Source organism: Burkholderia sp. Tr-20355 (genome assembly GCF_017104685.1).
Classification (GTDB): Bacteria; Pseudomonadota; Gammaproteobacteria; order Burkholderiales; family Burkholderiaceae; genus Burkholderia; species Burkholderia seminalis.
The window spans coordinates 1-21,070 of record NZ_JAAGPK010000144.1; the positions used below are offsets into that span (position 1 = coordinate 1).

A 21,070-nucleotide genomic window follows, 5' to 3' on the forward strand; every position below is an offset into this window, starting at 1 on the left:
TCCGCCAGCCGTCGAGCAGCGCGACGAGCCGGCCGGCGTCGAGATCGCGCCGCGCGCTGAAATCCGGCAGCAGCGCGATGCCGAGCCCGCCGAGCGCGGCCTCGCGCATCGCCTCGCTGTTGTTCGCCGCGAAACTGCCGCGCACGGGCACGCTCACGCGCTCGCGCCGCCGGCCGTGCAGCTCGAAGCTCCACGCGGCCGGCTCGTGGTCGCGCAGGTAGCACAGGCAGCTGTGGTCGACGAGTTCGTTCGGATGGCGCGGCGCGCCGCGCGCATCGAGATAGTCGCGGCTCGCGACCAGCAGCGAGCGCGTGTCGCACAGCTTCCACGCGACGTGGGTCTGCGGCGCGGTGGTCGTATGGCGAATCGCGAGATCGAAACCCTCCTGCGTCAGCGAATGCAGCCGATCCGACAGGTCGAGCTCGATCTGCACGCCCGGATGCTGCCGCAGGAAATCGGGCAGGTGCGGCACGACCTGCTGGCGCCCGAGCGCGACCGGCACCGTCAGGCGCAGCAGGCCGCGCGGCTCGCCGGCCAGGTCCTTCACGCGCGCGAAGTGCTGCCCGATCGACTCGAACGCATCGCGCGTGCTGTCGACGAGCGTCTGGCCCGCATCGGTGAGCCGCACGCTGCGCGTCGTGCGGCGCACGAGCGGCACGCCGGCCGCCTTTTCGAGATCGGCGATGCGCTGGCTCATCGCGGCCTTGCTGATGCCGAGCCGCTGCGCGGCCGCCGTGAAACTGCCGGCCGCGGCCAGCACCGTCAGCGAATGGATGTGCGGCCAGAGCGCCTGGACATTTTGCTGATTCATTCGCCGATTATTCAGAATTCTGAACAGTGAATCAAGTTTCGCGGCCTTCTCCCGCCCTGCCGGTTTCCCTAGACTGGGCCCTGTTCCCCCCTCATCCCCAGGAGACACGATGAATCCGGTTCCCGCCTACACGTCCGACGCCGACGTCGGCCACTATGTCGACGGCGCGCCCGCGGCCGGCCGCAGCGGCCGCTTCCAGGACGTCCTCAATCCGTCGCTCGGCCGCGCGGTGCGCCGCGTCGCGCTCGCCGACGCCAGCGAAGTGCAGCGGGCCGTCGCGTCGGCCCATGCCGCGTTCCCGGCCTGGGCCGCGACGCCGCCGATCCGCCGCGCACGCGTGCTGCACCGCTTCCTGCAGCTGATGAACGAACACCGCGACACGCTCGCGGCGATCATCACGGCCGAGCACGGCAAGGTGTTCTCCGACGCGCAGGGCGAAGTCGCGCGCGGCATCGACATCATCGAATTCGCGTGCGGCGTGCCGCAACTGCTGAAGGGCGACTTCACCGACCAGGTCAGCACCGGCATCGACAACTGGACGATGCGCCAGCCGCTCGGCGTCGTCGCGGGCATCACGCCGTTCAACTTCCCGTGCATGGTGCCGTGCTGGATGTTCCCGGTCGCGATCGCGACGGGCAACACGTTCGTGCTGAAGCCGAGCGAGCGCGACCCGTCGGCCGCGCTGTTCATCGCCGACCTGCTCACGCAGGCCGGGCTGCCGGCCGGCGTGTTCAACGTCGTGCAGGGCGACAAGGGCGCGGTCGACGCGCTGCTCGACCACCCCGACGTGCAGGCCGTCAGCTTCGTCGGCTCGACGCCGATCGCGGCCTACGTCCAGCAGCGCGCGGTGCAGTCCGGCAAGCGCGTGCAGGCGCTCGGCGGCGCGAAGAACCATCTGGTCGTGATGCCCGATGCGAACCTCGAGCAGGCCGTCGACGCGCTGATCGGCGCCGCGTACGGCTCGGCCGGCGAGCGTTGCATGGCGATCAGCATCGCGGTGCTGGTCGGCGACGTGGCCGACCGGATCGTGCCGGCCATCGCCGAGCGCGCCCGCAAGCTGGTGATCGGCGACGGCATGTCGCCGGAAGTCGAGATGGGGCCGATCGTCACCGGCGAGGCGCTGAAGCGCATCGAGGGTTATATCGAGCAAGGCGTGAACGAAGGCGCGCAACTGGTGGTCGACGGCCGCGGGCTGCGCGTGCCGGGCCGCGAGTCAGGCTTCTTCACCGGCGGCACGCTGTTCGATCACGTAACGCCCGGCATGCGGATCTACAAGGAAGAAATCTTCGGGCCCGTGCTCGGCTGCGTGCGCGTGAAGGATTTCGGCGAAGCGGTCGACCTGATCAATGCGCACGAGTTCGGCAACGGCGTGTCGTGCTTCACGAGCGACGGCGGCATCGCGCGCGAATTCGCGCAGCGCATCCAGGTCGGCATGGTCGGCATCAACGTGCCGATCCCGGTGCCGATGGCATGGCACGGCTTCGGCGGCTGGAAAAAGAGCCTGTTCGGCGACATGCACGCGTACGGCGAGGAAGGCGTGCGCTTCTACACGCGCCAGAAATCGGTGATGCAGCGCTGGTCGTCGAGCATCGGCAAGGGCGCCGAATTCGCGATGCCGACCGCGAAGTAAGCCGGCCGGCGCGCCGCCCGCCGATCGAGATCGCGGGCGGTGCGCCGCCGCAACACGTCAGCCGGCCTTGGTGCCGTGCGCGCCGTCGGCGGTCGGCCGGTACGACAGCTCGAGCCGGTATGCGAGCGCGACGAACAGGCTCTGCGCGAGACCCATCGTGGCCGTCAGCGCACGAAAACCGAACGTCTCGCTGTCCTGCACCATCAGCGTCACCTCGGCCTCCCGCGCAAGCGGGCTCATCCGGCTGTCGGTGATCGCGATCACGCGCGCGCCGCGCTGCACGGCCTGCTGCGCGACCTGGACGGTTTCCTCCGCATACGGCATGAACGAGATCACGATCATCACGTCGCCCGCGCGCACCGAGCGGATCTGCCCGAGATGCATGCTGCCGAGCGCGCTGAAGAGGCCGATGCGCTTGTCGGTGTGCTGCAGCGCGTAGTCGAGATACACGGCGATCGGAAACGCGCGCCGCGAACCGGCAATCCAGATCGCCTGCGTATCGGCGAGCAGGTCGACGGCCTGCGCGAGCGCCCGAGAATCGAGCGTCTGCCGCAATTGCTGCATGCCCGCGATGCTGCCCTTGATGAATTCGTCGGCGATCTGTTCGGGCTGCAGGCTCGACGAGCCCGCTTCGATCACGTCGCGCAGCCGCAGGTTGTACGCTCGCCCGGGCGCGATCTGCTGCGCGAGCCCTTCGCGGAACAGCCGCTGCATCTCGGAGAAGCCGGAGAAGCCGAAGTGCTTCGCAAAGCGGACGACGGCCGACGGCTGGACGCCGCACGCCTCCGCGAGCGACTGGATGCCTTCCAGGCCCAGCTGGTCCCGATGCGTTTCCACGTGGCGCGCGATCACCTTCAGGCGATTGCTGAGGCCGTCGTACTCCTGCGTCAGATGCTGCAGGAACTGCTCGACGGTGGCGGGAGGTTTCTCGGATGAACTCATCGGATAGCGCGAAGTTGACGGCCCCGATGCGCGCGCGATGCTGGCGGACGCGGCCCGGAACTCACCTGGATACATGCATGAAGGGCGAATTTAATCACGTTTGCGGCACGGCCCGCGCCGCACGCTCGCTCCCACGCGCTCGATCATCACTTGCACACGCTCCACGGCAAGGCTGGAAGCGATTGTCCAACGCGCTCGCGGCGTCGTAAAGATTAGGGCGTGTACCGAGTACCGGGGCCGGCCGCCGGTGCGCACGTGACGCAGCCCGCGCGGCCGGCCCGCCCCGCTCACCGATAGTCGACCCACACGCCGCCCGCGTCGGCGGAGCGCACGCAGTGCTCGACCCAGCGTACGCCCTCGACGCCGGCGTGAACGTCCGGATAACGGATCTGCTTCAACGCGTCGGCGTCGCCGCGATCGGCCGCATCCATCGCACGCGCGAACCGCGCGTAGAGATTCGACCATGCCTCGAACAGCCCTTCCGGATGCCCGGCGCCGATGCGGTCCTCGTGCAGCGCCTGCGGATGCAGGTAGCCCATCCCGCGATCGAGCACCTGCGCGGGCTGGCCCTGCACTTCGTAGCGCAACTGGTTCGGATGCTCGTCCCACCATTCGATGCTCGCCTTCGAGCCGATCACGCGCACCTTCTGGCCGTGCATCGAGCCGGCGTTCACCGCGCTCGACCACACGTAGCCGACCGCGCCGGTGTCGTACTCCATGATCGTAAACGCGTTGTCCTCGAGCGGCGCGCGGCTCTTCACGAAGCTCTGCCGCGAACACATCAGCCGCCGGATCTTCAGTTCCGGCGCCATCACCTCGGAGATGTACAGCGGATGCGTGCCGATGTCGCCGAGCACGTAGCTCGGGCCCGCGAACTTCGGGTCGACGCGCCAGCGCGCGGCCGCGCTCGCGGCCTCGACGCCTTCGCTGTGGAAGCCGTGCGCGAACTGCATCTGCACGATGCGGATCTCGCCGAGCTCGCCGCGCGCGATCATCTCGCGCGCCTGCTCGATCATCTGGTGTCCCGAGTAGCCGTACGCGACGCCGACGATCCGGTTCTTCTCGACCGACAGCCGCTGCAGCGCCTCGGCCTCCTCGGTCGTGAAGCACAGCGGCTTCTCGCAGACCACGTGCAGCCCCGCGTTCAGCGCGGCGCGGCAGATCGCGAAGTGCGTGTTGTTCGGCGTCGCGATCGACACCGCGCGGATGCCGTCCGGGCGCCGCGCCTCGGCGTCGAACATCGTCGCGTAGTCGGGATAGCAGCGCTCGGCCGCGACGCCGAGCTTCACGCCGAACTGGCGGCCGCGTTCGGGATCGAGGTCGAATGCGCCGGCAACCAGCTGGAAGCTGCCGTCGCGCAGCGCGGCCGAGCGGTGGCTGTAGCCGATCTGGCTGCCGAGCCCGCCGCCGACCATGCCCCAGCGAATCGAATGTCCAAGCAGAATCTGTCCGTCAATCATGATGGTGGTGTTCCTGGTGCGGGTTCAGTGGGTCAGGCAAAGCCGGCCGACGCGAGAAACGCGCGGCTCGCGGCGACGTCGCGCAGGCTCGTGGCGGCGTTGCGCGGGTCGCGCTCCTGCTCGATCGTGATGTAACCCGCGTAGCCGATCTCGTCGAGCGCCTGGCGGATCGCGCGGTAATCGAGCACGCCGGTGCCGATCGGGCACATCACGCCGCGCGCGCAGGCGGCGAAGAATGCGATGTGCTCGCCCATCACCGCGTCGTACACGGCCGCGTCGATATCCTTGAAATGCACGTAGTCGAGGCGCGCCGCGTGGCGGCGCAGCCAGGTTTCCGGGTCCATGCCCGAGTAATGCAGGTGGCCGGTGTCGAGACACAGGCCGGCCGTCTCGGCCGGAATGTCGGCGACGATCCGGTCGATCTCGTCCGCGAACTCGATGTAGCCGCCCGCATGCGGATGGATCACCGCGCGCACGCCGAACTCGTCGCGCGCGATCGTTGCGATCTGCCGGATATGGTCGACCATCCGCGCCCAGTGCTCGGCGGACAGCCGCGGCGCGCGATCGCCGTGGCCGGCCGCGTAGTCGCGCACTTCGTGGCCCCAGTCGATCACGACCAGGTACGGCGCCGCGTAGCGCTGGCCGTCCTGCGTCGGCAGCCTGGGCAGCCGCGTGATCAGCGCGCAGATGTCGCGCGTCTGGCGCAGCAGGTTCGGCAGGTTCTCCGGCGACACGAGATCGTCGAAGATCGTGCCGGCGGTGATGCTCAGGCGTTGCCGCTCGAGTTCGGCGCTGACCACGTCGAGTTCGAGCGGGATGTAGCCGTACGGCCCAAGCTCGATGCCCGAGTAACCGGCCTGCGCGGCTTCGGCGAGCACGTGCCGCCACGGCGGCAGGTGCGGGTTCTTCACGTCGTCGACGCCCCAGCAGCAGGGCGCGCAGCCAATCTTCATCGTCATGTCGGTCGCTCCGTCAGGTCAGCCGCGGGTCAGCCGCGATAGAACGCGGGACGGCCGGCCATCGCGATCGGCTCGACCGCGCCGCTCTTCTGCGCCCGCACGCACGCATCGGCCGCGACCGCCGCCGCGTAGCCGTCCCATGCGGACGGCCCGGTCAGCGCGCCCTGCCGCACGCCGTCGATGAACGCCTGCAGCTCGACGTCGTACGACGCGATGAAGCGCTCCTTCCAGTCGGTCATGATCTCGACCGACCGCCGCGCCGCGTGCTTGAGCCCGACGGCCGGCGGATCGGGCAGCTTCGCGATGCCCTGCTCGCCGACCACTTCGCACTGGATGTCGTAGCCGTACTGGCAGTTCACGAAGATCTCGACGTCGATGCGCACGCCGCTCGCGGTTTCGAGCAGCACGATCTGCGGATCGGCGAGATGCGCGGACGCGTGCCGCGTCTTCTTCGGATAGACGACCTGCGCGCTCGTGTAGTCCTCGCCCAGCAGCCAGCGCAGCACGTCGAGTTCGTGGATCAGCGTGTCGGTGATCGCCATGTCGGTCGTGTAGCGCTCGCCGACCGACTGGTTGCGATGCGCGCAATGCAGCATCAGCGGTGCGCCGATCTCGCCGCTGTCGATCACGCGCTTGAGCGCGCGATAGCCTTCGTCATACGGCCGCATGAAGCCGACCTGCACGAGCCGCTTGCCGTGCGCGACCTCGGCTTCGACGATCCGCATGCAACCGTCGGCCGTGACGGCCAGCGGCTTCTCGCAGAACACCGGCTTGCCGTGCGCGATCGCGTCGAGCACGAACGCTTCGTGCGTCGGCCCCCACGACGTGACGAGCACGGCCTGCACGTCGGCGGCCGCGACCACTTCGTGGCCGTCGCCGTAGATCTCGGCGTCGAGCCCGTACTTCGTCACCGCGTCGCGCGCCTGCTGCGGGTCGATGTCGTTGACGGCCACGACGCGCGCGCCGGACAGCGTGCGGGTCAGTCTGCGGATGTGGTCCTGGCCGATCGCGCCGCAGCCGATCACGCCGATTTGCAAGCTCATCTACAAGTCTCCAGTCGTTCATCAGCGGCGCGGCCCCCGCCGCGCCGGTCGGGAATCGGTCAGCGCGCGCGGCGATCGAAATGGCGATCGACGTAGCGCTGGATCGTGTCGCGCATGTAGCGCGACGAGGCTTCCGCGCGGTCTTCCCACGCGAACACGCACGACGACATCACGCCGTCGAAGCCGGCGGCGCCGAGCGCGCCGAAGAACCCGTCCCAGTCGATCTCGCCCTGCCCGATGTCGAGATGCTGGTGCACGCGGATCTGGTTCGAGCCGGGCGGGTTCACGATGTAGCGCAATTGGCTGCTCTTGCGGTGGTCGAACGTGTCGGCCACGCGCACGTGCGCGAGGATCGGCGCGGCCTGCGCGATCATCGCGGCCATGTCGTCGCCGTAGTAGAACGTGTGCGGCGCGATATACGACAGCTTCAGCGACGGCGAACCGAGGTTCGTGACGATGTCGATCGCCGGTTGCAGCTGTTCGATCCAGTCCTCGGGATGCGGCTCGACCGACAGCACGATGCGTTCGCGCTCGAGGACCGGCAGCAGCTCGTCCATCGACCGGAACCACGCGGCTTCGCACAGCTCCTTCGGGTTCGCACTCGGCCGCTCGCCGACCGAACGCTCGGGCGACGCGCCGCGCCCGAATTCCGACACCATCAGCGGGCATTCCATCTCGAGCGCCACCTCGATCGCCTTGCGCCAGCAGCGCACGGCCCATTGCCGCTCGTCCTCGAACGGGCTCGCCCAGCGGTACATCGGCTGCAGCGACGCGAGCCCGACGCCGCTCGCGCGCATCGCCTGGCGGAACCCGGCCATGCGCTCCCGCGTCGCGCGCGGCATCACCCACCAGTCGAGAAAGTCGCTGCGCGGCGACAGCTCGATCTGGTCGTAACCCAGTTCGGCTACCGCATGCGGCAGCCGGTCGAGCGGCAGGTGGCGAATCATGTACGGGTCGAGTGCGATCTTCATCGGGCGTCCTTCGTGAAGGCGGATGTCGGGCTCACGCGCGCGCTCAGCGGCGCTTCTTCTTGTTGCGGTACTGGTCGGCGATCACGGCCGCGACGATGATCGCGCCCTTCACCATCTCCTGGTAATACGCGTCGATCCGGATGAACGTGAAGCCCGACGTCATCACGCCGAGGATCAGCACGCCGATCACGGTGCCCGTCACGCGGCCGAGGCCGCCCGACAGCGACGTGCCGCCGATCACGACGGCCGCGATCGCATCGAGCTCGTACATCACGCCCATGCCCGACTGGCCCGAGATCGCGCGCGCGGCCGTCACGGTGCCGGCGATCCCGCTCAAGAGGCCCGCGATCGCATAGACGAACACCAGGTGGCGCGTGACGTTGATGCCCGACACGACGGCCGCGTGACGGTTCGCGCCGATCGCGTAGGTGTACTTGCCGAAGCGCGTGTAGCGCAGCACGACGTGGAAGATCGCCGCGATCACGAGAAAGATGATCACCGGATTGGCGCCCGCGCCGATCGCCGCGAACTGGTCGGTCAGCATCGACACCGGCATCCCGTTGGTGAACCACTTCGCGAAGCCGCGCGCGGCAACCATCGTGCCGAGAGTCGCGATGAACGGCGGGATGCCCGTCATCGCGATCAGCGTGCCGTTCAGCAGGCCGACCAGCAGCCCGACGCACACGCCGGCCAGCACCGGCCAGACGATCGGCAGGTCGGTGAGGTGCGGGAACACCGCACGCGGGAAGTCGGACACCTGCGCGAGGCTTGCCGACACGACGGCGGCCGCCGCGACGACCGACCCCGACGACAGGTCGATCCCGCTGGTGATGATCACGAGGTTCACGCCGACCGCGATGATGCCGATCACGGCCATCTGCAGCACGATGATCTCGAGCCGCTCGGCGTTGAACAGGAAGCTCTGGCCGACGACGATCCAGCCGACGATCTCGAAGAACAGGCTGATGCCGACCAGCACGAGGAAGATGCTCAGCTCGGGCGGCCACTTCGTGTGCCGCGACTTGAGTGTGATGGTCTGCGCATCCGCGACCGGATTCAGGTTGCCCATTTCAGTTGTCTCCAATCTTGTTTCGGCTCAGCGCGACGCGAGATCCATGATGCGGACCTGGTCGGCGTCCTTGCGATCGACGATGCCGGTCATGCGCCCTTCGTGCATCACCATCACGCGATCGCTCATCCCCAGCACTTCCGGCATTTCCGACGAGATCATCAGCACCGCGACGCCCTTGCCGGCGAGCGCGCTGACGAGCCGGTGAATCTCGGCCTTCGCGCCGACGTCGATGCCGCGCGTCGGTTCGTCGAGGATCAGGATGCGCGGCTGCGTGAGCAGCCAGCGGCCGATCAGCACCTTCTGCTGGTTGCCGCCCGACAGGTTCTGGATTGCCTCGTGCAGCCCCGGCGACTTCACGCGCAGCATCCGGCTCATTTCCTCGCAATCGCGCTTCAGTTGCGCCTGCTGCACGAAATTGAACTTCACGTAGCGGTGGCTGAGCACGGCCGCTTCCATGTTCGCGAGCAGGTCGAGATTCAGGAAGCAGCCGCTGTCCTTGCGGTCCTCGGTGAGGAACGCCATCCCGTGCTTCATCGCCTGCGCGGGCGTCGCGATCCGCACCGGCTTGCCGTCGATCCGGATCTCGCCCGACGTGGCCGGCACGACGCCGAACAGCGCCTCCGCGACGTTCGAGCGCCCCGAGCCGACGAGGCCCGCGACGCCGAGGATTTCCCCCGCGCGCAGCTCGAAGCTCACGTCGCGGAACACGCCGTCGACGCAGAGATCCTTCACCGACAGCACGACGTCGCCGATCGGCACCGCTTCCTTCGGGAACATCTGCGTGATCTCGCGCCCGACCATCATGCGGATGATGTCGTCGCGCGTGACGTCGCTCGATGCATGCGTACCGATGTACTTGCCGTCGCGGAACACCGAGAACTCGTCGGCGATCTCGAACAGCTCGTTCATCTTGTGCGTGATGTAGACGATGCCCTTGCCCTGCTCGCGCAGCTGGCGAATGATCCGGAACAGGTGCGTGACTTCCTTGTCGGTCAGCGCGGAAGTCGGCTCGTCCATGATCAGCACGTCGGAGTCGAACGACACGGCCTTCGCGATCTCGACCATCTGGCGGCTCGCGACGGTCAGCGTGCGCACGTCGGTTTCCGGATCGATGTCGATCGACAGCCGTTCGAACAGCGCGGCCGTGCGGCGGCGCAGCTCGGCGTGATCGATCAGGCCGAAGCGGTTCTTCGGTTCGCGGCGGATCCAGATGTTCTCCGCGACCGTCATGTACGGCATCAGGTTGAGTTCCTGGTGGATCATCGCGATCCCGCGCTCGAGCGCATCGAGCGGGCCGTTCAGCACGACCGGTTCGCCGTTGATCAGGATTTCGCCCTGGTCGGGCGTGTAGACGCCCGCGATGATCTTCATCAGCGTGGACTTGCCCGCGCCGTTCTCGCCCATCAGCGCGTGGACGGTGCCGCGGCGCACGCGGAACTGCACGCCGTCGAGCGCGACGACGCCGGGAAAGGACTTGCCGACGCCGCGTACCTCGAGCACGCAGTCGGCCGCGAAAGAAGCCGGCGCGGCGGACGACCCGCCGGACGAGGCGGCCGGTGCATCGCCGCCGGCCATCGGGCGCGCGACCCTGGCTGTAAACATGGACGTTCCTCGACAAAGCGCGCGCGAACCCGGCAATGCCGGGCCCGCGCAGTTCAACGGACCGCCGGTCAGTGCTTGGCGTACTGGTTCATGTTCTCGGGCGTCACGAGCTCGAACGGCACGTTCACGTAGCGGTCGACCGGCTGCTTCTTCGCGAGCTTCAGCGCGGCGGCCACCGACTGCGCGCCCTGCCCGATCGCGTTCTGGTACACCGACACCTTCAGCTCGCCGGCCTTCATCGCCGCGAGCCCGTCCGGCGTCGCGTCGATGCCGGCGACGACCGTCTTCGGCGTCAGCTTGCGCGCGGCCTTCAGCGCGTTGATCGCACCGATCGCCATCTCGTCGTTGTTCGACACGATCGCGTCGAACTTGGTCCCGGAGCTCAGCCAGTTCATCGTGATGTCCTGGCCCTGCGTGCGGCTCCACTTGCCTTCGCGCTTGTCGACGATCTTCATGCCCGCGCAGTCCTTGGTCGCGATCACGTCCTCGATGTCCTTGGTGCGGGCACGCGCCGATTCGTTGGACAGCTCGCCCATCAGCACGAGAATGTCGCCCTTGCCGCCGAGCAGCTTGCACACCTGGCGCGCCTGCAGCGTGCCCGACTGCTTTTCGTCGGACGCGACGACCGCGACGCCGGCCGGCAGCTTGTCGAAATCGACCGGCTTGCGGTTGACGTAGACCAGCGGGATCTTCGCGGCCGTCACCATCTTCGTGATCTTCGGCGTCGCGTCGGTATCGACCGGGTTCACGATGATCGCGTCGACCTTCTGCGCGATCATGTTCTGGACCTGGCTCAACTGCTTGCCGACGTCGTTGCCGCCGTCCTCGATCTGCACGGTCACGCCGTCCTTCTTCGCCGAATCGGCGATGCTGTTGCGCAGGATGGTCAGGAACGTGTCGTCGAACGACGCCATCGTTACGCCGATCTTCTCGGCATGCGCGAGCGGCGCAGCCAGGATCGCGGCGGCCGCGACGGCCATCAGCTTGGTCTTCATGATCAATCTGTCTCCTCATCTCCGGGGGGCGGAAGACGGCGCGTTGCGCGCCGCCGGGCCGAGTCCGATACGGACTGAAGCATCCGGATGGAACTGTAGATCACTTCCTCGAACATTTGGAAATTTATTTCTACGTGATTTCACCTAGGGAACTGGATTTCCAAAAAGTCTAGACTGCGTCCGTAGCCCGATTCCCCGCGGCAGGCAGTCCCGCGTCGTGCAGCGCACGTCACGGCGTGCGGCCAGAGGATCGGTCCCCCAATCCGCCGGCAACGTCGACCGCCGGCCGCGAGCGTGACACGTGATATGAGCCAGCTGAACTTTCCGAGTGACCGCCCCATCGATCTCGCCTGCCTCGGCCGCGTGGCCGTGGATCTCTATGCGCAGCAGTACGGCAGCCGCCTCGAAGATGCCCGCAGCTTCCAGATGTATCTCGGCGGCTCGTCGGGCAACGTCGCGTTCGGCGTCGCGCGGCTCGGGCTGAAGACCGCGATGATTTCGCGCGTCGGCGACGAACAGATGGGCCGCTTCCTGCGCGAGACGCTCGAGCGCGAAGGCTGTGACACGAGCCAGCTGCAGACCGACCGCGAGCGCCTCACCGCGCTGGTGCTGCTCGGGCTGAAGGATCGCGACACGTTCCCGCTGCTGTTCGTGCGCGAGAACTGCGCGGACATGGCCGTGCGCGCCGACGAGATCCGCGAGGACTTCATCGCCGGCTGCCGGGCGCTGGCGATCACCGGCACGCACCTGTCGACGCCGGGCACGCGCGAGGCGTCGCTGACCGCGCTCGGCTACGCGCGCCGCCACGGCGTCGTGCGGATCCTCGACATCGACTACCGGCCCGTGCTGTGGGGGCTGACCGCACGCGGCGCGGGCGAGAACCGTTACGTGCCGGACGCGCAGGTCACGCGGCAGCTGCAGCAGGTGCTCGGCGAATTCGACCTGCTGGTCGGCACCGAGGAGGAATTCCTGATCGCGGGCGGCGTGCCGCACGACCTGATCGGGTCGCTGCGGGCCGTGCGCGCGATCACGAACGCGACGCTGGTCGTCAAGCGCGGCGCACTCGGCTGCTGCGTGATCGAAGGCGACATTCCGACCGGCATCGACGCCGCGCCGACGTTCGTCGGCGAACGCGTCGAGGTGCTCAACGTGCTCGGCGCGGGCGACGCGTTCCTGTCGGGCCTGCTGTCGGGGCTGCTGCGCGGCGGCGACTGGGCCGAATCGACGCGCCTCGCGAATGCGTGCGGCGCGATCGTCGTGTCGCGCCATGCATGCTCGGCCGCGATGCCGACGCCGGCCGAACTCGCGCACTGGTTCGACGGCAGCCGCAATCCGGCGGTCGATGCCGACCGCACGCTCGCGCACCTGCATCGCGTAACGGTGCCGCGCCGCGAATGGGACGACCTGTGCGTGATGGCGTTCGACCACCGCAGCCAGTTCTACGAACTCGCGGTGCAGGCCGGCGCGGATGAAGCGCGCATCAGGACGCTGAAGCGCCTGCTCGTGCGCGCGGTCGAGCAGGTCGAGCGCGAGCGCCGGATCGAAGGCCACGTCGGCGTGCTGATCGACGGCGGCGCCTACGGCAGCGACGCGCTCGCGTCGGCCACCGGGCGCGGCTGGTGGGTCGGCCGCCCGGTCGAGCTGCCGGGCTCGCGGCCGCTGCGGTTCGACGAGACGCGCTCGGTCGGCTCGTCGCTCACGCACTGGCCGACCGAACAGGTCGTGAAATGCCTCGTCCACTACCACCCCGACGACGACGTCGACCTGCGCGTCGAGCAGGAGCAGCGCGTGCTGGAACTGTGGGAAGCCACCCGCGCCAGCGGCAACGAGCTGCTGCTCGAGATGATTCCGCCGCGCGCGGTCACGCCGGCCGGCACCGAGGACGACGCGGTGCTGCGCACGATCGCGCGCTTCTACAACCTCGGCGTGAAGCCCGAATGGTGGAAGCTCACGCCGCTGAGCGCGGACGGCTGGACGCGGCTCGCCGCGCTGATCGCCGAGCGCGACCCGCATTGCCGCGGCGCGGTGATCCTCGGGCTGAACCAGCCGCTGCAATACCTCGTCGACAGCTTCCGCGCGGCGACCAACCCGATCGTCAAGGGCTTCATGGTCGGGCGCACGCTGTGGGCCGACGCGTCGCTGAACTGGTTCGCGGGCCGCATCGACGACCAGGCGCTGATCGACGAAGTCGCCGGCAACTTCACGCAACTGGTCGACGCATGGCTGGGCCGCCGTGCGGCCGCGCGCGCCGCCGCCGCGGCCTGATGCCCGTGCCCGTGACGACCACCCGACTCCTCTCTATCGACCGACGATGACCCACACCGTGAGACTGACCGTCAGCCAGGCGCTCGTGCGCTACCTGGCCGCCCTGCGCGCCGAAGTCGTCCAGCCCGACGGCCGCACCGACATCCTGCCGTACTGCGGCGGCGTATTCGCGATCTTCGGCCACGGCAACGTGGCCGGGCTCGGCGAAGCGCTGCATGCCGAGCGGGACCGGCTGCCGACGTTCCGCGCGCACAACGAACAGGGGATGGCCAACGCGGCCGTCGCGTTCGCGAAAGCGCATTTCCGCCAGCGGATGATGGCCGCGACGTCGAGCATCGGCCCCGGCGCGACCAACATGCTGACCTCCGCCGCGCTCGCGCACGTCGGCCGGCTGCCGCTGTTGCTGCTGCCCGGCGACGTGTTCGTGTCGCGGCTGCCCGACCCCGTGCTGCAGCAGGTCGAGGATTTCGAGCAGGGCGACGTCAGCGCGAACGACTGCTTCCGGCCCGTGACGCGCTACTTCGACCGCATCACGTCGCCCGAGCAACTGCTCGTCGCGCTGCCGCGTGCGATCCAGGTGATGACCGATCCCGCGCAGTGCGGCCCCGTCTGTCTCGCGCTGCCGCAAGACGTGCAGACCTTCGCGTACGACTGGCCCGAGGATTTCTTCGCGCCGCCGGTGATCCGGATGCGCCGGCCGCCGGCCGACGCGCTCGAACTCGCCGACGCCCTCGACGTGCTGAAGGCCGCGAAGAAACCGCTGATCGTGGCCGGCGGCGGCGTGCTGTACAGCCAGGCGTGGGACGCGCTGCGCGCGTTCGCCGACACGCACGGCGTGCCGGTCGCCGAATCGCAGGCCGGCAAGGGCAGCCTCGCGTGGGATCACCCGCTGAACCTCGGATCGATCGGCGTGACGGGCTCGCCCGCCGCGAACCGCGCGGCCGCGCAGGCCGAAGTCGTGTTCGCGGTCGGCACGCGGCTGCAGGATTTCACGACCGGCTCGCATGCGCTGTACGGCGACGCGACGCTGCTGAGCCTGAACGTGCAGCCGTTCGACGCGGGCAAGAAACGCGGCCGGCAACTGATCGCCGACGCACGCACGGGCCTCGGCCAGCTGTCGGGCGCGCTGGCCGGCTGGCACGCCGATCCCGCGTGGACGGCCGCGAACCGCGACCAGGCCGCCGCGTGGAACGCGCGCGTGACCGAGCTGACGACGCGCATCCCGAAGGACACGCTGCCGTACGACGCGGAAGTGATCGGCGCGGTGCGCGACTCCGCGGCCGACGCGGGACGCGACAGCGCACGCGACGACCTCGTCGTCTGCGCGGCCGGCACGCTGCCGGCCGAGCTGCACAAGCTGTGGCGCAGCGGCGTGCCGGGCAACTATCACATGGACTATGCGTACTCGTGCATGGGCTACGAAGTGGCGGGCGGCCTCGGCGCGAAGCTCGCCCGGCCCGAGCGCGAGGTGATCGTGATCGTCGGCGACGGCTCGTACATGATGCTCAACGCGGAGCTCGCGACGTCCGTGATGCTCGGCCGCAAGCTGATCGTCGTGATCCTCGACAACCGCGGCTACGGCTGCATCGAGCGGCTGCAGCTGAACTGCGGCGGCGCGAGCTTCAACAACATGCTCGACGACTGCGTGCCCGAAGGCGGCGAACGCTCGACGATCGACTTCGCGATGCATGCGCGCGCGATGGGCGCCGAAGCCGTGCACGTGCGCGACATCGTCGAATTGCGCCACGAGATGAAGCGCGCCCGCGCGGCGAGGAAGAGCCAGGTGCTCGTGATCGACACCACCCACCGGCGCACGACCGACGACGGCGGCGCGTGGTGGGAAGTCGCGGTGCCGCAGGTATCCGCACGCGCCGGCGTCGACGCGGCGCACCGCGCGTATCTCGACGCGAAAACCCGGCAGCGGCGCTGACCGCGCCCGCCGCCCGCTAAAGCACCCGACAAGAACACCCTCCGAACCAAGGAAGCAAGTCATGAGCTGGAACGTCCGCATCGGCATCAATCCCCTGTCGTGGATGAACGACGACCTGCCGTCGCTCGGCGGCGAGACGCCGCTCGAAACGGCGCTGAAGGAAGGCGCCGAAATCGGCTATGCGGGCTTCGAGCTCGGCAACAAGTTTCCGAAGACGGGCCCCGCACTGAAGGCGAAGCTCGCCGAATTCGGCCTCGTGTGCGTGTCCGGCTGGTATTCGGGCTTCCTCGCGGAAGTCGAACCGGGCATGAGCGACGCCGAGGCGGTCGCGGCCGAAATCGAGCGCTGCCGCGCGCACCTGACGAAGCTGCAGTTCAACGACGTGAAGGTCGTGGTCTATGGCGAATGCGCGGGCACGATCCAGGGCAGCATCGACACGCCGGTCGCGAAACGGCCGCGTTTCGTCGACGACGACGCCTGGCGACGCTACGCGGCACGCCTCGACGCGTTCGGCGCGCACCTGCTCGACACGTACGGGATCAAGCTCGCCTACCATCACCACATGGGCGCGTACGTCGAGTCGCCCGACGACGTCGACCGGCTGATGGCGCTGACCGACCCGACGAAGGTGTTCCTGCTGTTCGATACCGGCCACGCGTATTTCGGCGGCGCGGCCGACCCCGTCGCGCTGCTGAAGAAGCACGTGTCGCGCGTCGCGCACGTGCATTGCAAGGACGTGCGGCCGCAGGTCGTCACGCAGGCGCGCAACGACGGCTGGAGCTTCCTGAACGGCGTGATCAACGGCACGTTCACGGTGCCGGGCGACGGCGCGCTCGATTACGACGCGACGCTGCGCACGCTGAAGGACGCCGGCTACGAAGGCTGGCTCGTCGTCGAGGCCGAGCAGGATCCGGCCGTCGCGCCGAGCTATGCGTATGCGAAAAAGGGCTACACGTCGCTGCGCGCGATCGTCGACCGGTTGAGTGCGTGAGCGATTGAGCCCCCTTCCATTGCGGAGCCCCACCCCATGACGATTTCTCCCCTGCTGGTCAAGGCATCCGCCGACCGCGAAATCTGCAACGTCACGCCCGAGTCGGCCGGCTGGAAGCATGTCGGCTTTCGCGCGCTGCGCCTGAAGGCCGGCGACACGGAAACGCTCGACACCGGCACGCGCGAGCTGTGCGTCGTCGTGCTGACGGGCACGGTGCGCGCCGAAGTCGACGGCGCAACCCACGATGCGCTCGGCAAGCGCGACAGCGTCTTCGAAGAGGTGTCGCCGGACGCGCTGTACGTGCCGGGCGGCAAGACCGTCACGCTGGTCGCGACGCGCGACGCGGAAATCGCGTTGTGCACCGCGCCCTACGCAAGCGGCGACAAGCCCGTGCAACGCCTCGACGGCGAACGGATGCGCCGCTCGGTGCGCGGGCAAGGCACCAACACGCGCTACGTGTGCGACATCCTGATGGGCGACAACCCGGCGGCCGACCGGCTGCTCGTGGTCGAAGTCGTCACGCCTGCCAGCCATTCGAGCAGCTATCCGCCGCACAAGCACGATCGCGACGCGGCGCCCGACGAGACGTCGCTCGAGGAAACCTACTATCACCGGATCGATCCGCCGCAGGGTTTCGCGTTCCAGCGCGTGTACACGGACGACCGCAGCCTCGACGAAGCGTGCGCGGTCGAGAACCACGACGTCGTGATGGTGCCGCGCGGTTACCACCCGGTCGTCGCGCCGCACGGCTACAACCTGTACTACCTGAACGTGATGGCCGGGCCGAGCCGCGCATGGGCGTTCAAGAACGATCCCGCGCACGAATGGATGATCGACGCGGCGCCGAAGCGCTGAGCGCAAGACGGGCGAGCGCGCGGCCCGTCGCGGTGCGATACCCGCGCGCAATCCGCATTTGCGACGACACGGAGCCGCCATGGTGACGATCTTTCCGCGCCTCGATCACGCGCCCTTCGACGAAGGCGCGCGCGAAACGGCGTTGCCGCGCTTCAATGCCGACGTCGCGCGCCGGCTCGGGGAAATCGCGGTCAACATCGCGTCGCGCCGCGGGCTGCCGATCGCGGTCGGCATCGTCGGCAAGGCGCCGCTGTTCTACTGCGCGCTCGACGGCAGCGGCGCGCGCGACAACGACGCGATCCGCCGCCGGCAGAACACGGTGCTGCGCTTCGGCCTGAGCTCACTCGAAGTCGGCGCGCGCTTCCGGCACGCCGGCTGGTCGCTGCAGTCGCAGGGGCTGTCGGACGACGACTATGCGCTCGACGGCGGCGGCGTACCGTTACGCGTCGCCGGCGCCGGCATCGTCGGTGCGATGACGATCGCCGGACTCGAGTCCGAACGCAACCACGCGCTCGTCGTCGAGAGCCTGCGCTGGCACGTCGGCGCGAACGCGCTGGCGATGATCGCGTAACCGCGCGGCCGGCCCGTGCGGGCCGATGCCGCGCGTGGCGCGATCAGTTCAACCCGCCGCTCACGACGAGGTGCTCGCCGGTCATCCAGCGTGCATCGTCCGAGGCGAGGAACACGGCGACCGACGCGATGTCGTTCGGCTCGCCGAGACGGCCGAGCGGCGTCTCGCCGAGCACCTGCTTTTCGAGATCGGAGCCGATGATACCCGCGCTGTGCGTGCCTTCGGTCACGATCATGCCCGGGTTGATCGCGTTCACGCGGATCTTGCGCGGGCCGAGTTCGAGCGCGAGCACGCCGGTGATCGCGTCGACCGCGCCCTTCGTGCCGCTGTACACGGCGCTCGCCGGCGGCGTGATGCTGGTCACCACCGAGCTGATGTTGATGATGCTCGCGCCTTCGCCGAGATGCTTGACGGCCGCCTGCGTCGTCAGCAGCACACCGAACACGTTCGTGTCGAACTGCCGGCGGTAGTGTTCCTCGGTGATCGCCTCGATCGGCGCGAATTCGTACACGCCGGAATTGTTGACGAGCACGTCGAGACGGCCGTACGTATCGATCGCCGTATCGACGATGCGCTGCGCGTCGGCGGCCTTCGCCACGTCGCCGCCGACCGCGACCGCGCGGCCGCCCGCCTCGACGATCGCGCTCACGACCGCGTCGGCGCCGGCCTTGCTGCTCGCGTAATTGACGACGACCGACGCGCCTTCCGCGGCCAGTGCCTTCGCGATGGCCGCGCCGATGCCCTTCGATGCGCCCGTGACGATCGCTACCTTGTTTGCCAGCTTGCTCATGATTTCATTCCTCGGTCAGAAGACATTCGATGGTGGGCGCCGATGCCGCGTTGCCGCGGCGACCGGCATGACTGGCAATGTACGGCGCGTCGCGGCGGCGATAAAGCGGCCCGACACGAATTGACTGGCGGCGTTTGCCGAACAATCGATCGCGCGCGGTCAGCCGGCACTCAGCCATGCGTCGGCGACCTCGCCGCCCAGATCGTCGAGCGCGCCGTCGTAGACGATCTGTCCCCGCCCCATCACCGCGACCCGCCGCGCGAGCCGCGGCGCGAACTGCAGGCGCTGCTCGATCAGCACGATCGCGACGCCGTCGGCCTGCAGCGCGGCGAGGCAGGCACCGACCTCGTCGACCGCGAGCGGCGCGAGCCCCTCGGCCGGCTCGTCGACGATCAGCACCCGCGGGCGGCCCGCCAGGGCCCGCACCAACGCGAGCACCTGCTGCTCGCCGCCCGACAGCCGCCCCGCTTTCACGTCCGCGCGTGCGGCCAGCAGCGGAAAGCGGTCGAACAGGCGGTCGAGCGCCGCGCGTTCGGCCGGGCCGCGTGCGCCGCGCAATCCGAGCCGCAGGTTGTCGCGTACCGTCAGCAGCGGGAACACGTCACGGCTTTCGGCCACGTAAGCCACGCCGCGCCGTGCGATCTCGAACGTACGCGCGCCCGCGCATTCGGCGCCCGCGATGCGCACCGACCCGGCCGTGCGCACGAGCCCCATCACGGCCTTCGCGAGTGTCGAGCGGCCCGAGCCGTTGCGGCCGAGCAGCGCGAGCGTCTCGCCCGGCGCGAGCGCGAGATCGACGCCGTCGAGCACGGGCTGCAATCCGTACCACGCGCGCAGGCCGCGAATGTCGAGCAGTGCGTTCATGCGCGGCCTTCGCCCAGGTACGCGGCACGCACGCGCGGATCGGCGCGGATCGTATCGGGCGCACCGGTCGCGACGACCGCGCCGCGGACGAGCACCGTGATGCGTTCGGCGAAACCGAACACCGCATCCATGTCGTGCTCGATCATCAGCACCGTGCGGCCCTGCGTCGTCGCGCGGATCAGCGCGATCATCCGCGCCGCCTGCGCGCGGCTCATGCCGGCCGTCGGCTCGTCGAGCAGCAGCGTGCGGGCGCCGCTCGCGAGCGCGATTCCGAGATCGAGCGCGCGCTGTTCCGCGTAGCTCAGTTCGGCGGCCGGCGTGTCGCGCCGCGCCTCGAGCCCGATGTCGCGCAGCACGCGCGCGGCCGCGAGATCGATCGCCGCCGATTCGCGCAGCCGGTTCCACCAGCGCCGCCGTTCGGCCGGCGCATGCAGCGCCGCGCAACGCAGGTTGTCGAACACGGTCAGCCGCGCGAACGCGCTCGTTTGCTGGAAACTGCGGCCGACGCCGAGGCGGCTCGCGACGACGGGCCCGCGCCCGCGCAGGTCGACGCCGTGCAGCACGACACGCCCGCGCGTCGGCCGTACCGCACCGGCAATCACGCCGAACAGCGTCGACTTGCCCGCGCCGTTCGGCCCGATCAACGCATGGCGCTCGCCGGCCGCGATGCTCAGTTCGACGCCGTCGAGCACGGTCTGCGCGCCGAAGCGCTGCACGACGCCCTGCAGCGCGATCGCATTGCCGTTCATCGCACGTCCTCCCGCTTGCCGGCCCGCGCGAACCGCGCGCGCCAGCCCCACAGCAGCGTGCCGATGCCGGCCGCCGAGCACGCGACGGCCCAGCCGGCCGGCGTATCGGCGTCGATGCCCCATGCGCCGAACGCGAGGCCCGTGCCGTCGTCCCGCGCGAAGCGCCACGCATAACCGAGCTCGCCCGCGCAGACGATCGCGACGGCCCAGAACACGCACGCGCCGAGCGCGCACAGCATGCGCCACCGCTCGGGCGCCGGCGCATCGCGCCGCATCGCATGCACGAGCGCCTGCGCGATGCCCGCGAGCCCGCGCGGCGCGGCCACGACGATCGCGACGAACAGCACGCCGAGATACAGCGCCCACGCGCGCGACACGCCCGCGACACCGATGCTCAGCGCGGTCAGCACCGCGGCGCCGGCCGCGGGCCCGAAGAACGCGCCGGTACCGCCGATCACCGCGGCGATCAGCACGGTCGCCGAGCGCGCCATCGACACGCTGTCGGGCGTCGCGATCTCGATGTCGATCAGCGTCAACGTGCCCGCGATGCCCGCGAAGAACGACGCGCAG

General features: G+C 69.2%; 19 protein-coding genes and 1 pseudogene. 6 read left to right on the forward strand and 14 right to left on the reverse strand.

What is annotated here, in order from left to right:
- Positions 1-811, reverse strand: an 811-nt coding sequence (locus G3N62_RS26995; protein WP_206141348.1) for a LysR family transcriptional regulator, incomplete at its 3' end; no start/stop codon positions are given.
- Between the two features lie 109 nt (positions 812-920).
- Here G3N62_RS26995 and G3N62_RS27000 point away from each other — a divergent pair.
- Positions 921-2,441 (forward strand): CoA-acylating methylmalonate-semialdehyde dehydrogenase, encoded by a 1,521-nt coding sequence (locus G3N62_RS27000; protein ID WP_034191175.1) that lies wholly within the window; start codon positions 921-923, stop codon positions 2,439-2,441.
- A 57-nt stretch (positions 2,442-2,498) separates the two neighbouring features.
- Here the strand turns inward: G3N62_RS27000 and G3N62_RS27005 are convergent, their stop codons facing one another.
- From G3N62_RS27005 to G3N62_RS27040, 8 genes are all read right to left on the reverse strand, one after another.
- Positions 2,499-3,383 (reverse strand): MurR/RpiR family transcriptional regulator, encoded by an 885-nt coding sequence (locus tag G3N62_RS27005; RefSeq protein WP_034191176.1) that lies wholly within the window; start codon positions 3,381-3,383, stop codon positions 2,499-2,501.
- A gap of 287 nt (positions 3,384-3,670) precedes the next feature.
- Positions 3,671-4,843, reverse strand: coding sequence for a Gfo/Idh/MocA family oxidoreductase (locus tag G3N62_RS27010; RefSeq protein ID WP_034191177.1), 1,173 nt, complete (start codon positions 4,841-4,843; stop codon positions 3,671-3,673).
- 32 nt (positions 4,844-4,875) lie between these two features.
- Positions 4,876-5,802, reverse strand: a complete 927-nt coding sequence (locus G3N62_RS27015; RefSeq protein ID WP_069706079.1) for a TIM barrel protein — start codon at positions 5,800-5,802, stop codon at positions 4,876-4,878.
- Between the two features lie 29 nt (positions 5,803-5,831).
- Positions 5,832-6,845 (reverse strand): Gfo/Idh/MocA family oxidoreductase, encoded by a 1,014-nt coding sequence (locus tag G3N62_RS27020; RefSeq protein WP_034191179.1) that lies wholly within the window; start codon positions 6,843-6,845, stop codon positions 5,832-5,834.
- A 59-nt stretch (positions 6,846-6,904) separates the two neighbouring features.
- Positions 6,905-7,816 carry a sugar phosphate isomerase/epimerase gene (locus tag G3N62_RS27025; protein WP_124669755.1) on the reverse strand — a complete coding sequence of 304 codons (912 nt, stop codon included), beginning with the start codon at positions 7,814-7,816 and terminating at the stop codon, positions 6,905-6,907.
- A 43-nt stretch (positions 7,817-7,859) separates the two neighbouring features.
- Positions 7,860-8,885: an ABC transporter permease gene (locus G3N62_RS27030; RefSeq protein WP_124669756.1), complete on the reverse strand. Its 1,026-nt coding sequence runs from the start codon at positions 8,883-8,885 to the stop codon at positions 7,860-7,862.
- Positions 8,886-8,912: 27 nt separating this feature from the next.
- Entirely contained in the window at positions 8,913-10,490 is a 1,578-nt protein-coding gene (locus G3N62_RS27035) for a sugar ABC transporter ATP-binding protein (protein ID WP_069706077.1), read from the reverse strand.
- A 68-nt stretch (positions 10,491-10,558) separates the two neighbouring features.
- Complete coding sequence (locus G3N62_RS27040) at positions 10,559-11,485, reverse strand: sugar ABC transporter substrate-binding protein (RefSeq protein WP_034191183.1); 927 nt, start codon at positions 11,483-11,485, stop codon at positions 10,559-10,561.
- A 306-nt stretch (positions 11,486-11,791) separates the two neighbouring features.
- On the opposite strand from G3N62_RS27040, the gene iolC reads away from it, so the two are divergent.
- From iolC to G3N62_RS27065, 5 genes are all read left to right on the forward strand, one after another.
- A complete protein-coding gene (iolC, locus tag G3N62_RS27045) occupies positions 11,792-13,750 on the forward strand; it encodes a 5-dehydro-2-deoxygluconokinase (RefSeq protein ID WP_124669757.1) in 1,959 nt (652 codons plus the stop codon).
- Positions 13,751-13,796: 46 nt separating this feature from the next.
- A complete protein-coding gene (iolD, locus tag G3N62_RS27050) occupies positions 13,797-15,680 on the forward strand; it encodes a 3D-(3,5/4)-trihydroxycyclohexane-1,2-dione acylhydrolase (decyclizing) (protein ID WP_124669758.1) in 1,884 nt (627 codons plus the stop codon).
- Between the two features lie 61 nt (positions 15,681-15,741).
- Positions 15,742-16,671, forward strand: a complete 930-nt coding sequence (gene iolE / locus G3N62_RS27055) for a myo-inosose-2 dehydratase (protein WP_124669759.1) — start codon at positions 15,742-15,744, stop codon at positions 16,669-16,671.
- A gap of 36 nt (positions 16,672-16,707) precedes the next feature.
- The gene (gene iolB / locus G3N62_RS27060; protein ID WP_034191187.1) at positions 16,708-17,526 is read left to right on the forward strand and encodes a 5-deoxy-glucuronate isomerase; all 819 of its coding nucleotides are present in this window, start codon (positions 16,708-16,710) and stop codon (positions 17,524-17,526) included.
- Positions 17,527-17,605: 79 nt separating this feature from the next.
- Positions 17,606-18,097: a heme-degrading domain-containing protein gene (locus G3N62_RS27065; protein ID WP_034191188.1), complete on the forward strand. Its 492-nt coding sequence runs from the start codon at positions 17,606-17,608 to the stop codon at positions 18,095-18,097.
- A 43-nt stretch (positions 18,098-18,140) separates the two neighbouring features.
- Here the strand turns inward: G3N62_RS27065 and G3N62_RS27070 are convergent, their stop codons facing one another.
- The 5 genes and pseudogenes from G3N62_RS27070 to G3N62_RS27090 form a co-directional block, all read right to left on the reverse strand.
- The gene (locus G3N62_RS27070; RefSeq protein WP_034191189.1) at positions 18,141-18,887 is read right to left on the reverse strand and encodes a glucose 1-dehydrogenase; all 747 of its coding nucleotides are present in this window, start codon (positions 18,885-18,887) and stop codon (positions 18,141-18,143) included.
- A gap of 4 nt (positions 18,888-18,891) precedes the next feature.
- Positions 18,892-19,065 carry a hypothetical protein gene (locus G3N62_RS27075; RefSeq protein ID WP_156444742.1) on the reverse strand — a complete coding sequence of 58 codons (174 nt, stop codon included), beginning with the start codon at positions 19,063-19,065 and terminating at the stop codon, positions 18,892-18,894.
- Entirely contained in the window at positions 19,047-19,751 is a 705-nt protein-coding gene (locus G3N62_RS27080; RefSeq protein ID WP_124669760.1) for an ABC transporter ATP-binding protein, read from the reverse strand. Before G3N62_RS27080 ends, G3N62_RS27075 begins: the two co-directional genes overlap by 19 nt.
- A complete protein-coding gene (locus G3N62_RS27085) occupies positions 19,748-20,500 on the reverse strand; it encodes an ABC transporter ATP-binding protein (protein ID WP_124669761.1) in 753 nt (250 codons plus the stop codon). Before G3N62_RS27085 ends, G3N62_RS27080 begins: the two co-directional genes overlap by 4 nt.
- Positions 20,497-21,070, reverse strand: a pseudogene (locus G3N62_RS27090) (branched-chain amino acid ABC transporter permease); the annotation flags it as partial. The gene G3N62_RS27085 and the pseudogene G3N62_RS27090, both read right to left, overlap by 4 nt.

Bases quoted from the DNA above. Each gene is read 5' to 3' on its own strand.
- G3N62_RS27000 (WP_034191175.1), top strand. From the start codon at position 921: ATGAATCCGGTTCCCGCCTACACGTCCGACGCCGACGTCGGCCACTAT.
- G3N62_RS27005 (WP_034191176.1), bottom strand. From the start codon at position 3,383: ATGAGTTCATCCGAGAAACCTCCCGCCACCGTCGAGCAGTTCCTGCAG.
- G3N62_RS27010 (WP_034191177.1), bottom strand. From the start codon at position 4,843: ATGATTGACGGACAGATTCTGCTTGGACATTCGATTCGCTGGGGCATG.
- G3N62_RS27015 (WP_069706079.1), bottom strand. From the start codon at position 5,802: ATGACGATGAAGATTGGCTGCGCGCCCTGCTGCTGGGGCGTCGACGAC.
- G3N62_RS27020 (WP_034191179.1), bottom strand. From the start codon at position 6,845: ATGAGCTTGCAAATCGGCGTGATCGGCTGCGGCGCGATCGGCCAGGAC.
- G3N62_RS27025 (WP_124669755.1), bottom strand. From the start codon at position 7,816: ATGAAGATCGCACTCGACCCGTACATGATTCGCCACCTGCCGCTCGAC.
- G3N62_RS27030 (WP_124669756.1), bottom strand. From the start codon at position 8,885: ATGGGCAACCTGAATCCGGTCGCGGATGCGCAGACCATCACACTCAAG.
- G3N62_RS27035 (WP_069706077.1), bottom strand. From the start codon at position 10,490: ATGTTTACAGCCAGGGTCGCGCGCCCGATGGCCGGCGGCGATGCACCG.
- G3N62_RS27040 (WP_034191183.1), bottom strand. From the start codon at position 11,485: ATGAAGACCAAGCTGATGGCCGTCGCGGCCGCCGCGATCCTGGCTGCG.
- iolC (WP_124669757.1), top strand. From the start codon at position 11,792: ATGAGCCAGCTGAACTTTCCGAGTGACCGCCCCATCGATCTCGCCTGC.
- iolD (WP_124669758.1), top strand. From the start codon at position 13,797: ATGACCCACACCGTGAGACTGACCGTCAGCCAGGCGCTCGTGCGCTAC.
- iolE (WP_124669759.1), top strand. From the start codon at position 15,742: ATGAGCTGGAACGTCCGCATCGGCATCAATCCCCTGTCGTGGATGAAC.
- iolB (WP_034191187.1), top strand. From the start codon at position 16,708: ATGACGATTTCTCCCCTGCTGGTCAAGGCATCCGCCGACCGCGAAATC.
- G3N62_RS27065 (WP_034191188.1), top strand. From the start codon at position 17,606: ATGGTGACGATCTTTCCGCGCCTCGATCACGCGCCCTTCGACGAAGGC.
- G3N62_RS27070 (WP_034191189.1), bottom strand. From the start codon at position 18,887: ATGAGCAAGCTGGCAAACAAGGTAGCGATCGTCACGGGCGCATCGAAG.
- G3N62_RS27075 (WP_156444742.1), bottom strand. From the start codon at position 19,065: ATGGCTGAGTGCCGGCTGACCGCGCGCGATCGATTGTTCGGCAAACGC.
- G3N62_RS27080 (WP_124669760.1), bottom strand. From the start codon at position 19,751: ATGAACGCACTGCTCGACATTCGCGGCCTGCGCGCGTGGTACGGATTG.
- G3N62_RS27085 (WP_124669761.1), bottom strand. From the start codon at position 20,500: ATGAACGGCAATGCGATCGCGCTGCAGGGCGTCGTGCAGCGCTTCGGC.